Annotated in this window: 7 protein-coding genes; 5 read left to right on the top strand and 2 right to left on the bottom strand. The window is 63.7% G+C overall.

The window, feature by feature from the left end; genetic code table 11:
• Positions 1-71 precede the first annotated feature (71 nt).
• The 5 genes from AC1DRO_RS11645 to trxA all read left to right on the top strand — a co-directional run bounded on the left by AC1DRO_RS11645 (position 72) and on the right by trxA (position 6,070).
• A complete protein-coding gene (locus AC1DRO_RS11645; protein WP_231386393.1) occupies positions 72-620 on the top strand; it encodes an NUDIX hydrolase in 549 nt (182 codons plus the stop codon).
• A gap of 62 nt (positions 621-682) precedes the next feature.
• Positions 683-2,743 (top strand): murein biosynthesis integral membrane protein MurJ, encoded by a 2,061-nt coding sequence (gene murJ / locus AC1DRO_RS11650; protein ID WP_476950925.1) that lies wholly within the window; start codon positions 683-685, stop codon positions 2,741-2,743.
• Positions 2,744-2,914: 171 nt separating this feature from the next.
• Positions 2,915-4,477 (top strand): ABC transporter substrate-binding protein, encoded by a 1,563-nt coding sequence (locus AC1DRO_RS11655; protein WP_476950926.1) that lies wholly within the window; start codon positions 2,915-2,917, stop codon positions 4,475-4,477.
• Positions 4,478-4,749: 272 nt separating this feature from the next.
• Positions 4,750-5,706, top strand: coding sequence for a thioredoxin-disulfide reductase (gene trxB, locus AC1DRO_RS11660; protein WP_476950927.1), 957 nt, complete (start codon positions 4,750-4,752; stop codon positions 5,704-5,706).
• 37 nt (positions 5,707-5,743) lie between these two features.
• Entirely contained in the window at positions 5,744-6,070 is a 327-nt protein-coding gene (gene trxA, locus AC1DRO_RS11665) for a thioredoxin (protein WP_018775302.1), read from the top strand.
• A 6,515-nt stretch (positions 6,071-12,585) separates the two neighbouring features.
• Here trxA and AC1DRO_RS11670 read toward each other — a convergent pair.
• Both AC1DRO_RS11670 and AC1DRO_RS11675 read right to left on the bottom strand, forming a co-directional pair.
• Complete coding sequence (locus AC1DRO_RS11670; protein WP_476950928.1) at positions 12,586-13,860, bottom strand: ParB/RepB/Spo0J family partition protein; 1,275 nt, start codon at positions 13,858-13,860, stop codon at positions 12,586-12,588.
• Positions 13,861-13,927: 67 nt separating this feature from the next.
• Positions 13,928-14,995: a ParA family protein gene (locus tag AC1DRO_RS11675; protein ID WP_275450894.1), complete on the bottom strand. Its 1,068-nt coding sequence runs from the start codon at positions 14,993-14,995 to the stop codon at positions 13,928-13,930.
• Positions 14,996-15,056: the final 61 nt, after the last annotated feature.

The raw sequence follows: 15,056 nt of genomic DNA on the forward strand, positions 1-15,056 counted from the left end.
TTTCCCGGCCGTCTACTTTCCGGCCATGTTTAGGTCATCAACAGCGGGCAAGAGTCGTTAGAGTGGACCTCATGGCCCATCCCGTACCGAGCGCTCCCGGCAGGAGGACAAACGCACCGTTGCCGTCGGCAATAGGTGCCAACGTCGCGCCTGTCCAGCACACGGGCCACGCCTCCCTGCCCACTGTTGAGGAAATCTCCGCCGGCGGCGTCGTGGTGGACATGTCCGACGCCGACCTGCGGGTAGCGATCATCGCGCGCCTTAACCGCGGCGGACGTCTCGAGTGGTGCCTGCCGAAGGGCCACCCGGAAGGCAAGGAAAGCAACGAGGAAGCCGCGGTCCGCGAGATCGCCGAGGAAACCGGGATCGAAGGCAAGATCCTGGCACCGCTGGGAAGCATCGACTACTGGTTCACCGTGAGCGGGCACCGCGTCCACAAGACCGTGCACCACTACCTGTTGCGGGCCACCGGCGGGGAACTCACCATCGAAAACGATCCGGACAAGGAAGCCGTGGACGTCGCGTGGGTTCCGATCCAGGAGCTGGCGCGCAAGCTGTCCTTCCCCAACGAACGCCGCATCGCGGATCTGGCCAAAGAAGTCCTGCCGGAAGACCGCTGAAGGCCGCCGGTGCGGCCCGTCACGTCCTTTGATAGCGACTAATGCCCCGCGCGGGTGAGACGATGAAGACGATGTCATCAGCCAAACCCGCCCCCGTACCCTCCGGCCCCGCCGATTCCAAAGCTGCCCAATCCGGAGAAGCCCGTTCCAGCGCCATCATGGCCGCCGGAACCCTCGTTTCGCGTTTCCTGGGCTTCGCCAAGACCTGGATGCTGGCCGCCGCCCTGGGCCTGGGCTCCTCCGTCAATGACACCTTCATCAATGCCAACAACCTCCCCAACCTGATCTTCCTGCTGGTGGCCGGCGGGGTGTTCAATGCTGTTCTGGTGCCGCAGATCATCAAGGCCAGCAAGGCGCCGGACAAGGGTGCGGACTACATCAGCAGGCTGCTGACGCTGGCGGTCCTGGTGCTGCTGGTACTCACGCTGCTGGTCACGCTGCTGGCACCCACTGTCATTCAACTGACCACCCAGGGCTACTCGCCGCAGCAGAAGGCCCTCGCGGTGTCGTTCGCGTTCTGGTGCCTTCCGCAGATTTTCTTTTACGGCCTCTACGCCCTGCTGACCCAGGTCCTGAACGCCCACGGAGCCTTCGGGCCCGCGATGTGGGCGCCGATCGTGAACAACGTCGTGGCAATCGCCGGACTGGGCATGTTCATCGCCATCATGGGCGCCAACGCCGTCAATCCCCACACGATCGAAAACTGGGGATCCTTGCAGACCATCCTCGTGGCGGGGTTCTCCACGATCGGCGTCGTCACGCAGACTGCCGTCCTGCTCATTCCCGTGTTCAGGCTCCGGCTGGGGCTGCGGCCGCGCTTCGGCTGGCGCGGGGTCGGGCTGGGCCATGCCGCAAAGCTGAGCGTCTGGACCCTGGCGACAGCCGCCGTCGGGCAGTTGGCCTTCCTTTACGTCATGCGCATCGCCACGATTCCGGGCGCGGAACGGGCCCGTCTCCAACAAGCGGGGGACCCCGCGGCGGCCTTCATTCCGGGCAACGCCGTGCTGGAGGTGGCCAGCCAGCTGTACCTGCTGCCACACTCCATCATCGCCCTGTCGCTGGCCACCGTACTGTTCAACCGGATGACCCGGGCGTCCCAGGACGGAGACCGGGCCGCGCTGCGCAACGCGCTCTCCCACGGGCTGCGGACCATGGCCGTGGCCACCGTCTTCGGTGCGCTGGCGCTCTTCGCGCTGGCCGGGCCGCTGGGCATGTTCTTCTCCGGCGACGTGCGCCTGGACGGCGTCATGCTTGCCCAGACCCTCACCATCCTGGCCCTCAGCACCCCCTTCATGAGCGCCAACTTTATGATGTCGCGCGTGTTCTACGCCAACGAGGACGCCCGGACCCCGTTCTTCATCCAGCTGGTCCTGGCGCTGGTCAACGTGGCGGCCGCATTCGCCATCCAGTTCCTGCCGTTCGATCAGATTATCTTCGCCATCGCCATCCTCTACACCGGCGGCAACATCCTCTCCGTGATCGTCAGCGCAACCTTCCTGCGCCGGCTCCTGGGCCACCTGGACGGGCCCCGCATTGCCAGCTCCTATATCCGGATGGGCTATGCGGCCCTCGGTTCGGCCCTGGCCGGAGCCGTGGCCCTGTGGATGCTGGGCAGCTACAACCCGGACGGCTACGCCTGGAGCAACCGGATCGCCGCTCTGGTGACGATCGTCGTCGTCGGTCCCGTCATGCTGGCCGCCTACTTCCTGCTGCTGAAGCTCTTCCGGGTCACCGAGCTTCAGGACCTCCTGCAGCCGCTGCTTGGGCGGCTCCGGCGCCGCACCGCCGAGCCGGGCATCGAGCCGCAGGCAGGCGGCGCGGCGGAGGTCCGGAGGGCACCGGAACGGGCCACCGTCTCGGTGGATACGGGCCTGATTCCGCGAATTTCCGGCGGGTTCGACGCCGAATCGTTCCGTGCCGGTCCCGACATCCGGGAAGAGGACTCGTTCCCTTACGGCCGTCCCGCGGGCCCGGAGGGCGGTTACCTGCCGGCAGAAGACCTCCCCAGCACCGCGCAGGGCGGCTTGGGCAAGGGCGATGTTCCCCTGCCGGGCCGCCGCACCTACCAGGGCCCGGCCGGCCACAACCCCTACTTCCCGTTTGGCGGGAAAAAGAAAAAATGATCCCGGCTCCGTTTCGAACTGCCGTGCTCACGCGGCCTGGACAGAGCATCGGCTAGGATCGAAGACTAACAAGGGAAGTTGCGGACCAGCGGTCAACCGGCTTACCGGAGGGCACACGGTCGCTCTCGGAGTGACCACGTCGGCAGGTCCCGGACAGTCTAGGAGGAGCCCGTGTCCCACCCGATCGATGTCGGATCAGTACTCGGTGGCCGCTACAAGGTCACTGCCACCGTACTGACCTCACATGACCAGGATCTGGTGCTGGACGGTGTGGACCAGGTGCTCAACCGCCCCGTGAGCATCCTCGTCGCAGGCCCGGGCAACGCCGACCAGGTGGCCCAAAGCGCCCGTGAAGTGGCAACGGGCGAACGCCCCGGCAACGTGCAGATCCTCGATCTTGGCGTCAGCGATGCCACCACGTACCTGATCACCAACCACACCTCGGCGGCGGATCTGCTGGATCTTGTGGTCTCTTCAAACCCGCCGTACGTCGAACCCTTCTTCACGGACACGCTGGGCAGCGAGATCTTCGGGCAGGCCCGCTCCCACGAACCCGAAACCTACGACGGGCTGTACGACGACGAGGAAGTCGACGCCGGGTACATCAACTATGGCCAGGCCCAGGGCACAAACGCACAGCCGCCGGTTTCTCCGGCGGCGCCGCCCGCGGGAGTACCGTCGCGGCCCGCGTCCGCTCCTGCCGCCGCGGCAGGCGTCGCGGCAGCAGCCGGGGCTGCCGCGGCCAGGGCACCCAAAGCCCCCACAGCCGCACCGCAGGAGGCGGCGGCGCATTCAACGGCGCCGCAGCCCGTCCAGAACGGCGGCGCGCCCCGCCAGGCCGAACCGGCAGCGCAGCAGCCGGCACCCGCCGCGGCACCAAAAGTTTCCTTGTGGTCCGACGACGACTACGCCGGTGACGATCAGCGCGGCGGAGAGCACCACGGCGGCGCAGCTGCGGCTGCCGGAGTGGCAGCTGCCGGCTTCGACTCCGCGGATCGGGCTCCGGGCAACTTCCCCGCCTCCGCCCGGGCCGCCGTCGACCAGGATGAGGACGAGTACGAGTACGAAGACGAGGACGAGCCCAACCGGGAGCCGCGTTCCATGCGCTGGCTGGTCGGCGGGCTCCTGGCTGCCGTGCTGGTGGTGGGCCTGATCTTCGCGGTTACCAACCTTGGCAGCCTCTTCAAGAGCAGCCCGCAGACCAACGCCGTAACCTCCGCCTCCTCCAGCGCACCGGAACCGTCCACCGCGCAGCCGTCGTCGACCGCCACCGAGGCGCCGGCGGCCGGACCACCCGTCATCGAAGACGTGACGCGACTCGGCAATTTCGATTTCGCCGGAAATTACGACTCCGACCTCGTCAAGACTTTTGACGGGAACGGCGCGAGCTTCTGGTCAGACATGGAATTCGCGACGGACGACTGGGGCGGACTCGCCTCCGAAGTTCCGCTCGTGGTCAAGCTGCAGGACCCTTCCAAGGTCTCCTCCGTCACTCTGAGCCAGTTGGGGGCCTCGGGTGGCAACATCAGCGTCTTCACCAATGACAAGCCGACCCTGGACGGTGCAAAGCAGATTGGCAGCAACAGCTTTACGTCACCGGACCTGACCATGCCGCTGTCTGAACCCGTCACGGCGCAGTACGTGATCGTGTCCATCAAGAAGCTTCCGAAGCTGGCCGCACCCAAGACCCGCTATGGGTACGGCCTGCGCCTGGCCGAAATCAAAGTCCAGTAGCGGCCCTGCGCGGCCGCCGTTGCGCTGCTGCGTTGCGCCGTGAGGCTGCGGCTGCGCTCTAAGGCCGCCGTTGCGCCGTCAGGGCCGTGCCCGCCCGCGGGCCGGTAATCCTGGGCCGTCTCCGGCCCCGGCCCCGGCAAACCGGTACCCTGAGTAGTGGTGTTGCTCCGTGACGCCCATTTCGGCCGGAATATTCAATGCCCGGCAATAGTTGTGCCATGTGGCCGGCCATCGAGGCGGGCGCATCGACAAAGGAAGAGGTTCACCGTTCAGTGAGCAACGCAGAAAACACTGCCTCCGAAGTACGTGATGTCATCATCGTCGGCTCCGGCCCGGCGGGCTACACCGCAGCGGTGTACACGGCGCGCGCGAACTTGAAGCCGCTGCTCCTGGCAGGCTCGGTTACGGCCGGCGGCGAACTGATGAACACTACGGACGTGGAGAACTACCCAGGGTTCCCCGACGGCATCATGGGCCCGGACCTGATGGAGAACTTCGAGAAGCAGGCCGCCCGTTTCGGCACGGAGATCCAGTTTGAGGACGTCACCGATTTGGACCTCGACGGCGACGTCAAGACCGTCACCATCGGCACGGGGGAGACCTTCAAGGCCCGTTCCATCATTCTTTCCACCGGCTCGGCCTATCGCGAGCTCGGCTTGCCGAACGAGAAGAGGCTTTCGGGCCACGGTGTGAGCTGGTGTGCAACCTGCGACGGTTTCTTCTTCAAGGATCAGGACATTGCCGTCATCGGTGGCGGCGACTCGGCCATGGAAGAGGCCCTGTTCCTCACCAAGTTCGCCAAGTCCGTCACGGTCGTCCACCGCCGCGATACCCTCCGCGCTTCAAAGATCATGGCTGACCGCGCCTTGGCCCACGAGAAGATCAACTTTGTGTGGAACACCGGTGTGGAAGACGTGTTGGGACAGGACAAGGTCACCGCACTGCGGTTGAAGAACCTGGTGGACGGCACGGAATCCGAACTGTCCGTAACCGGAGTGTTCGTGGCAATCGGCAACGATCCCCGCACCGATCTGGTCAAGGGCAAACTCGAGCTGACCGCAGAGGGAACCATCGCCGTGGACGGCCGCACCTCGAAGACCAGCGTCCAGGGCGTCTTCGCTGCCGGCGACGTCATTGATCCGACCTACCGCCAGGCCATCACCGCCTCCGGTTCCGGGTGCGTGGCGGCACTCGACGTCGAGCACTACCTCGCAGATTTCCACGCCTAAACGGCGCGCAGCAACCAACGGAAGAGAGACAAAGGTTATGAGCAACGCAAAAGACGTAACGGACGCCAGCTTCAGCACTGATGTACTGGCCTCCGAGAAGCCCGTCATTGTCGATTTCTGGGCCGAATGGTGCGGTCCCTGCCGCAAGCTCGGTCCGATTCTTGATGAGATTTCGGTCGAATACAGCGAGAAGGTTGATGTGGTCAAGGTGAACGTTGACGACAACCCGGCCATCGCTGCCGAGTACGGCATCACCTCCATCCCTGCCGTCTACCTGTTCCAGGGCGGCGAGGTCAAGAGCACCGTGATCGGCGCCCGGCCCAAGCAGTTCTTCGAGAAGGAATTTGCGGACGTACTGTCCTAGGCTGACCGAAAGTGGCCCCCGCTTCTGGCGGGGGCCACTTTTTTGTTGTGCTCCAAGGCCATCGGTGGGGGAGTAGGGCTGGGCGGACACGCCATAGATCTGCCATAACCGTTGTTGCAACCTTGAGTGGCTGTCTATCTGCATTGTTTTTTGTCTGCTGGCTGACAATTCTCTTGGCTACTGCCGGCTTGTGGAATGGGCCATCCCTCGGCCGGCGAACTGCTATTCGTGCTGACAGGCACGGAAGGTGTTTGGCCGTTGCGTAGGGGACACCACTGCCTTGTTTCACGTGAAACATGATGATCGCGACAACCCACTTAGCAGTTGCTGCGCGGTGTGCGCCCGCGCATAGAAGAGAACGGTTTCCGGTCAGGACATCCCACTCGATTTCCGTTGCCTTCGTGGTCACCGCTGGGCGACGTGTCGCCCATATTCCCGAGTGGGTGACCCACATTCCGCCAAAGCGCCATACGTAACGTCACACAATGGTGTTTCACGTGAAACATCCAATTCTTGAATGGTTAGCAAATTTGAGGCGGCTTTGGGGATGAGTCCGGACTCTAGATGCGCTCCAAATACTCTTTGTCCACCGCAGGGGAGTCGAGGGTGGAGGCCGCGCTCATACCAGGAATCCGGTCTTGTGACGGGAGGGCATCCACCGATACTGCCGTAAGGGCGGCGCCGTACCCCCACTGCCCCCCCGAAATTGGGCAGCCCCCGCGTCAGCGCAACACGCCATGACCGCTCCTGCATGTCCGCCACGGGCTTAGGGAGGGGTGGGGGCCGCCAGGGTCCGAGGCGAAATTGTACTCGGCGACGGATGACCACGAGTGCACTTGACTGTCACACCGACACATATTCGTCCCTTTTTCAAGAACGGCGATCAGCGCCTGCCGGTCGCTACCAGCTGCAGCGACCGGCCGGTTCGGACACCTGTTTCACGTGAAACAGGTGTGTACGTCGCAGGCTGCCGAATTGTCCCGCCAACCTCCGGGCTCCCGACGTTTCACGTGAAACTGGAAGGGTCATCACGAGAGCGCCGAATACTTCCGCCCGCATCCGCCGTACTGATGTTTCACGTGAAACACCCATGGTGGCAACCCATAAATCGCAACCCGAAGCGACATGATAGTTGATTCTTAGATAAAATATTGGGGTCTCGCCTCAGCGTGCCCAATTCCCCAGGGAGGGAGGTCGGTGGGACGCAAAGCTGCGCCTGATGGCCTTTGTCTCCCTGCTAAAAGGACACGGCACATCCTTGGCTGAGCGACCCTAAGGTCGTTTGTGTGTGCCGGTGACCGCCATCATTCCTGGCCCAACGCTTGCTGAGGCACCGCCGGCTGCGACCCAACTTCTGCACACCAGACAGGATTTCGGGCAGATCATCGGATCCGACCCCCGTCCCAGCATCTCCGGAATGCCTGGTTTCACGTGAAACATCACACCGGAGCAGAAACAGCCTGCAGCGAGGCAGACCCAGACTCACCTCCGTAGCCACGATGGGGGTACTGCCGGCAGCCCCTTCAGGTCTCGGCGAGCCGCCGCGTGTGTGGACATGCGAACCTGGGTGCCTCTGAAGCGGCGCGCAGTACGCCCCAGAACGGGCGAGTGAACTTGCTTGAGCTCAGGCCGGAGCATGGGGCAGAGTGCTCATGTGCGCTCTCGGCCGCCCGCCTACGACCAAGGGCCTATGTTGTCTGATTTGAGAGCGAACCGACGATCAATATCGGATCGCTGCGGCAGTCAGTCAGCGAATGAACACGCCCCGCCGCTGTTACCGCCGGCGGAGTTCCCGCACTCTGCGTGCCGCAGGACGCACGGTCCGGACCTGCATTCCATGGGGCAACCGACCAAACACAGGGCCCGGCCCTGAGGCGATTCCACCGGTTAGGCCCCCACCTTATTCAATTCATGGCGCGTCTCGACAGTTGCTCCTCTGCTCCTCTGCGCCTCCGGTCCGCGTCCAATTCGCCTTGCCCGAGGCCAGGCTCCTCTTCTCCAGGGTTCCTGTCCAGGGACCCTCCGGCGGCAGCCAGGGTCAAACGCGCAGTGCCTGTTCACAGTTCGTGGGCTGATCGGTTCATCAAACACCATCCCCGTTCGGCGCGCGGCATGATCTTGTCCCAGCTGAACAATGCCCACTCTCTCCGCCCCGGCCCGCTTCGGTCTCAGGCACCACTCAAGCTGCATTGAGCTTGCCCAAACTCCTGTGCTGTCTGCAGCCGGGCGCCCCTATTCCGCTCTAGAGGGGAGCGGATTGAGCCGGCTCCTGTGTCCCCGAGGTGGGCCAATTCGATATTCGCGGAACAAGAAGATCGCGCGCCTGTTCTCATGAAGGCTTGTTCTCATGAAGGTTGGGACCCCTGCTCTGCCAGTCGCGGCGCAGCAGGTTCGACTCCATGGCGGCCAGACCGAGGACACCCAGGTCCAGCCACGAACCTGCCCCCGCCCCGGCAGGCGTCGCAACCGCCGCTGCCCGTTATGGATGTGCTTCGAGCCCTCGGCATCTGTCCGCAAATCGCCACACTCATAGTGACACCGTGCATGCCTTCCGACTGTCAATACACGAGCCATCACGACCGGCATCCTGGGCGCCAGGCGAAGGTCAGCGGCGGCCGATACAAGCGCATTTCCGGCCCGTCCAGCGGCCACAGAATCCGGAGCTCACTCGATATCCACGAGTTTCTCCACAGAAGTTATTCACACCGTTATCCACAGGCTCTGAGAGATTATTCACATGCCCTTTCCTAGTGGGCCGCCGAGGGCGGTCGCCCCTCCGAACTGGCTGTCTGACCAGCCACCCACCGTGCCAGAGGCGTGTCCTGGACGCCGATTAAGAACTCCGGCTCGCAATACGGCAGAGAGCGTATATCGCCGTAAAATTAACCATAGAACGTCGATTTAGTACATCTTCGCGAACGCTTCGACCATCGTCGCTGAACACCATGATCATGTTTCACGTGAAACGGACTGGGAGCCCTGAAAGGACGTTCGGGGCCGTTGTCACGACGACAGCTCGCCCAAGAATCTGGCGTCACGAACGGGCTGCAACAGTCACTAATCCACAAAGTTATCCACAGCAATATCCACCGCTCTATCCACCGCCCCATCCACCGGCCGCTGGCTAAAATCCGAGCCGGGAACGGCCACACGAATCCCGCCTGGATGCACCCTTGACCTGCAGTGAAGTGCTCTCCGGACGTGTCATCCCAAGGCGGCCGGGAACTGCAAATCCACGTGGGTCGAACCAAACCCGTCGAGCGCCGGGACGGCCAGCGTGCCCTTGCATCGCCCGACGCGCCGACCGAAGCCAGCTTGTTCCACAGCGCCAGGCGGACCTCAAGAGAACCAGGGGAGCGGAGCCGTTACCCCAAGGAACTCTTCCATCCCACGTCCAGGGATCGCCTTGCCGTGCCAAGATGCGACGACAGCACCCGCCGGACTCGATGAGCTTTGCCGGGCAGCTCACATTCTCTCTGAGCTCGGAGTCCCTGTCGGGCCTCACGCCCTCGCAGGGCCTGTCTGGCCGATCATCTTTCCACGCCGGTCCGCGGACCCGCCGTGTCCGTTGGCCGATGCAGACACGAAGAGGCTCGTCGACCGTGTGTTTGCCATGCGTTGTTTGCATTGGGACAGCACTGGTCCTGTTCCGACTGAAGCATTGCCGGTCGACTTGGGGATTCGCATGAGGGAGGCGCCGGACTGCAAAAAGCGGTCGGCCCGGTCGTGCCGGCACAGTTGACACCCGCAAGCACAAGTCCCGAACCCAATCAGACTGGCCCGGATGCCTGCCTTCCTTTCTTTGCGGTTTGAATCCCTCCGGTTGCTGCACCAACTTACGGGTCCGGCGCGGTCAGCGGATTGGATCCTACAGGCAACTGCGCCCTGGTGCCCGGGGGAGACGAACCTGGCCGCCCGAAACACGCTGGTCCGGGGGAGCGGACCCGGCCCGGGTAGCCGTGTAGTTGGACATGCAGCAGCTCGGCAGCTTCCCTCTGGTGCTGGCTGGATGCCCACACAAGAACCACCCCGACAGTTCCGGCCAGATAGAATCCGCAGGGAAGGCGTAGTTGACGCCTGGGACTAATCGGTACGACCCCGGCCCTACTTCACGTGGGCTACGCTTCCCTTCTCGCGGGTGCGTCGCGTGGCCTGAGCTCCTGCTGAAGGACTCCTTCCAACCACTCTGCAGCAGGGTCACCGATGTGCAGCAGTACAGGACCTGCGCTGCACTCTCATCAAGCGGGTACCGGCAAGCCGGCAGGCGCCGGCAGCGGCAGAGTGTGGGGGCCCCAGGTGTCCGGTGCGCGATTCCGGATGAGGGGTGCCGTGTCCGGGGTGCCGGGAAAGCCCCACACAGGGCCATCTCGGCCATTGGATAAGGCGTCGGGCTCGCCGGAGGAAGCTGAAGAATGCGACAGGAACAGCACGCCCGCCGGGGCCCTCAGGGAGATCAGGCATGCTTCGCACGCCGGCATGCCACATGGCGCATGGTTACGGCTGGATGCGGCGACGGGACTGCAGCAGTACGTTGGCGGTCATGGCACCCGGCTACCGGGGTGGGGAGGATGCGTGTCAGGGCCCCGTTCCGGTTGCCCGGGTCCCGGCAAACTGACAGGCACAATCAAGTACTGAATCCGGAACCTAGGACGCGGGGGCAACCCAGTGAAAGGGGGGTGAACAGCAAACCGGCGGGGAGTCGAAGGACGCAGACATCCGCAAAAGGGAGGCAACTCTGGTCAGCTTCCGCTGTCACAGTCCCACAAGAGGCCTCTGCCCACGCGATCGAGACCACCTACTTTCTGCGGCACCGACGCCAGATCACCCTCCCTATCACGGCCCGCGTCCATTCCCGCGCCAAGGTCGGCGTCCGGCCTGCACCGTCGCCCTCGTCCCGATCTGCACGCCAAGCTCGGCGTCCAGGTCTGCACCGTCGCCCTTGTCCCGACCTTCGTCCACGCCCGCATCGATACCTCTGTCCAGGGTTCGTTTCGAGGCGCGTGTCGGACGCCTACTTCAACCGTAACCACCGGAACGGCCTACAAATCCATCGCCGAACCCGACGAAGCACGTAGCTGACCAGCCTGCCGGCCTCTGCACGAACTTAGGGTTCACCCACTTCAATTTTCCTTCACGGAGGGTGCCTTCACGGCCCGTGATCGTAAGCAGCGGGAGAGTGCCGCGGGCCTCTGCCAGGAGCGGACAGTGCCGCATCAGGGCATCTCAAGGCGTGCAAGGCTTCAGCTGCGCTCCAGTCGGCTTCGCCTTCCCTCAGTCAACCACGCGGCCACCCAACGCAGCAGCGGCGCCGTATGGCACTTTCAGCGGCGCACAGGAGCGGGTGACCCCGCAGAGACTGGCAACGGTACAACAGTCGCTCCGAGGTTCGGCTGTGGCTGCGGCGAGCTTGCACCGTCGCCACGCAGCAGCCGCGCCGTAGTGAGCCGTTTCCCCTGCTTCGCACCGGCATGGATGAATGTGGTCGCATATCGCACCCGCGGCCGGCCCGACCGCCAGGAAAAGTTTGGCCATAGCTGCGGGCCGACCCCCTTCAAGGGGAGGCTGAACCGTCATGACGCAGACGGTGGACCCTTGGTCGAAACGACGGCATTCGCTCGGCATCCCAGTCCACCGGCATTGCCATGACCATGGACGGCGCAATCGCAGCGCCGGATCGCCACGTCGCAGGCAGACTTGCATGGACGGGGACGCAGTCCAGCTGCCGGAGTGACGACAGCGCATCGGTCTCCAGCCGGTGGCCGGATTCTTCTGCCCTTTTGCGTCCTCACCCGGGCGACCAGCCAGCAAGGCGTTCGATGGGGCAAGGCGCAGATGCGCGCTCCCGTTTCACGTGAAACATTGATGGACCATTCCATCTCAGCTGTTCATTGAGCTCTGGAAGGTGGCGAAGATGGCTGTCGCTGAAAAGCGCGATCGCAGCGGCATCGACAGGGAGGGGCCCCTTCCGCATAAAGGAGAGAGGGGCCTTTCCGCATAAAGGAGAACTGTACAGCCGCCATTTCACTCGGCGTAGCCGTTCCATGGAATCAGAAGCTCCACCGACGAAGCGCAACAGAGTGGACGGTACGGCCACCGGAAATCCATCGACTCTTCAACAGGATGCTCAGCAGGAAGCTTCGTCCCAGTCTGGGATACCGCCTGCTCAGTACCAGCCCGTCGTTCCGCACGTGTCCCTCGGTCTCGCCGAAGCAGAGCCGAGACTGACAATTTCTACAGAAAGACCACGGCGCTGCGTCGGTCCCACGCCCGCAGCCGCAACCCTCGAGAGCCCCGGGCCAGGACGAAAGCGAGAGAGTCACCCGGAGGTTCTCGGCGCCACCGGTGTCGCAGCTCCGTACTCGTAAACAGTGGCGAACTCCGGCAGCCGCGCACACGGCAGCGCCGAACTCGGCACCACCGAATCCGCCGGCACACCTGCAGCATCGGTAGAGACAAAAAGGGAGGGTCTGTTTCACGTGAAACAGACCCTCCCGGAGAACTCAGCCAGTCGCGACCTAGTTTGGCGCTCCCGGCGTGAGGACATCCATGATGCGGTTCAGGTCCTCGACGCTGGCGAACTCAATGCTGACACGCCCCTTGCGGGCACCAAGCGAAATCTTGACATTAGTATCGAGGCGGTCAGACAGCGACGACGCCAGGTAGTCCAGTCGCTCGTGGCGCGCTCCCGCCCGCGGGATGTTGTTCTTGGCCGGCGAGGCGGGGCTCTGATACAGGGTCACGGCTTCTTCGGTCGCTCGGACCGACATGCCCTCTGAAACAATCTTCTGCGCCAGGCGTTCCATGGCCGCGGCGTCAGGAAGTGCCAGGAGTGCTCGGGCATGCCCTGCGGAGATGACATTTGCCGCGACCCGGCGCTGCACCAGCGGGGGCAGCTTCAGCAGGCGCAAGGTGTTGGAAACCTGGGGCCGCGAACGCCCAATCCGGTCCGCCAACTGCTCGTGCGTGGTGCCGAAGTCCTCGAGCAGCTGCTGGTAGGCCGCCGCCTCTTCGAGGGGATTCAGCTGGCTGCGGTGCAGGTTCTCCAGCAGCGCGTCGCGAAGGAGGTCGTCATCGGTGGTGTCACGGACAATCGCCGGGATAGTTTCCAGGCCCGCGGCCTGTACTGCACGCCACCGTCGCTCACCCATGACGAGCTCATAGGGTTCGCCACCCTCTTCGGTTGAGGTACGGACCACAATTGGCTGGAGGACGCCAATTTCCCGCACGGAGTGCACCAGCTCCGCCATGTCATCCTCATCGAAGACCGAGCGGGGCTGCTTGCGGTTGGGATGGATGTCCGTGACCGGGATTTCGGCGAACCTGACTCCGGGCACCTCTACGAGGTCAACAGTTCCCTCGTCGCCGCGCTCGGGCGTGGAGTCAAACGTCAGCTGTTCGCCGGCGTCAGACGCGGCCGCCTTGGCAGCAGCGGGCGCCGACTTGGAGGCAGCCGACTTTCGAGCGGGAGTTTTCTTGGTCACGACGGTGGCAGCTGCGTCGGCTTTATCGGCAGCAACGTCGGCTTCGGCACCGGCGCTGCCGGTTTCCGTGGTGTCAACCGTGAAATCAGCGGAATCGTCGGCCTTGAGCGGTGTGGACTTCGGCTCCTTGTCCCGCGTGGCGTTTGCGTCGGGGTGCGGCTCGGCGTCGGAGGTCTTTTTTCGGGCTTCAGGGAAGAAGAGGTCCACGGGCCGGGATGGGGCAGCACCGTTTCCGGAGACGTTTGCCGCGGCGGAACTTGGAATGAGTGCGCCAAGTCCACGGCCGAGGCCGCGTCGCTTATCGCTCATGGATAAATCCCTCCAGTGGAAGAGCCGGGATTCACCTGGCTCTGGTTAGTGCAATTCTTGAAAGATTCTAACGTTCCGCGATTTCCGCGGCGGCTTCCAGGTAGGACAGGGCACCGCTGGAAGAAGGATCATACGTCATGACAGTTTGCTGGTAGCTCGGCGCCTCGGAAATACGGACCGACCTCGGCACCACAGCGCCGAGCACCTGCTTCGGGAAGTGCTCCCGGACCTCGGCTGCCACCTGGGCGGCGAGGTTGGTGCGGCCGTCATACATGGTCAGCAGAATCGTGGACACAACCAGATCAGCGTTCAGGTGCTTCTGGATCATCTCAATGTTCTTCAGGAGCTGGCTGAGGCCTTCGAGGGCGTAGTACTCGCACTGGATCGGGATAAGGACTTCGCCTGCCGCGCAGAACGCATTTACGGTCAGGAGCCCGAGGCTCGGCGGGCAGTCGATGAAGATGTAGTCCAGGCGCTCCTCGCCATTCTTGGCGCGCTCCTTGGAGTACACATCGATTGCGCGGCGCAGCCGCTGCTCGCGGGCCACCAGGCTAACGAGTTCAATTTCGGCACCGGCAAGGTGGATGGTGGCGGGCGCACAGATCAGGTTGTCGATGTCGGGGCACGGGGCCACGACGTCCTTCAGCGGGACATCATTGATCAGCACATCGTAGATGCTGTCGACATCGGCGTGGTGCTCGATTCCCAAGGCGGTGGAAGCGTTGCCCTGCGGATCGATGTCGATGACGAGCACGTTCAGGCCAGCGGCCGCCAGCGCGGCGGCAATGTTCACGGTCGTCGTGGTCTTGCCGACGCCGCCCTTCTGGTTGGAAACGGTGAAGATCCGGGTTTTCTCCGGTTTGGGGAGCTGCCGGCCGAGCAACCGCTCGCGGCGCTTGTTTTCGTGCGCGAGTTCGCGGGCGATGGGACTGGAATCGTCGATGGAATCCAGCACGTTCCCCGTGTGCGGAAGGGATGTTTCACGTGAAACACCGGCCATCCCGGTCGTCTTCGCAACTGAAGCCGTGTGATTTCCGGAGTAGTCAAAAGCTACTGCAGGAGCCGTAAACGCCCGTGCGGACCCCAGGGACACAAACGGCGGGATCCGTTGTGTGGAGGCTTCGCTACTGCTCACTATGACACGCTCACTCTCATTCGGCTCTTACTGCCGGTTACTAGCCTAACCTCTTCCCCTC

This window comes from Arthrobacter sp. P4_F11 (assembly GCF_056401395.1).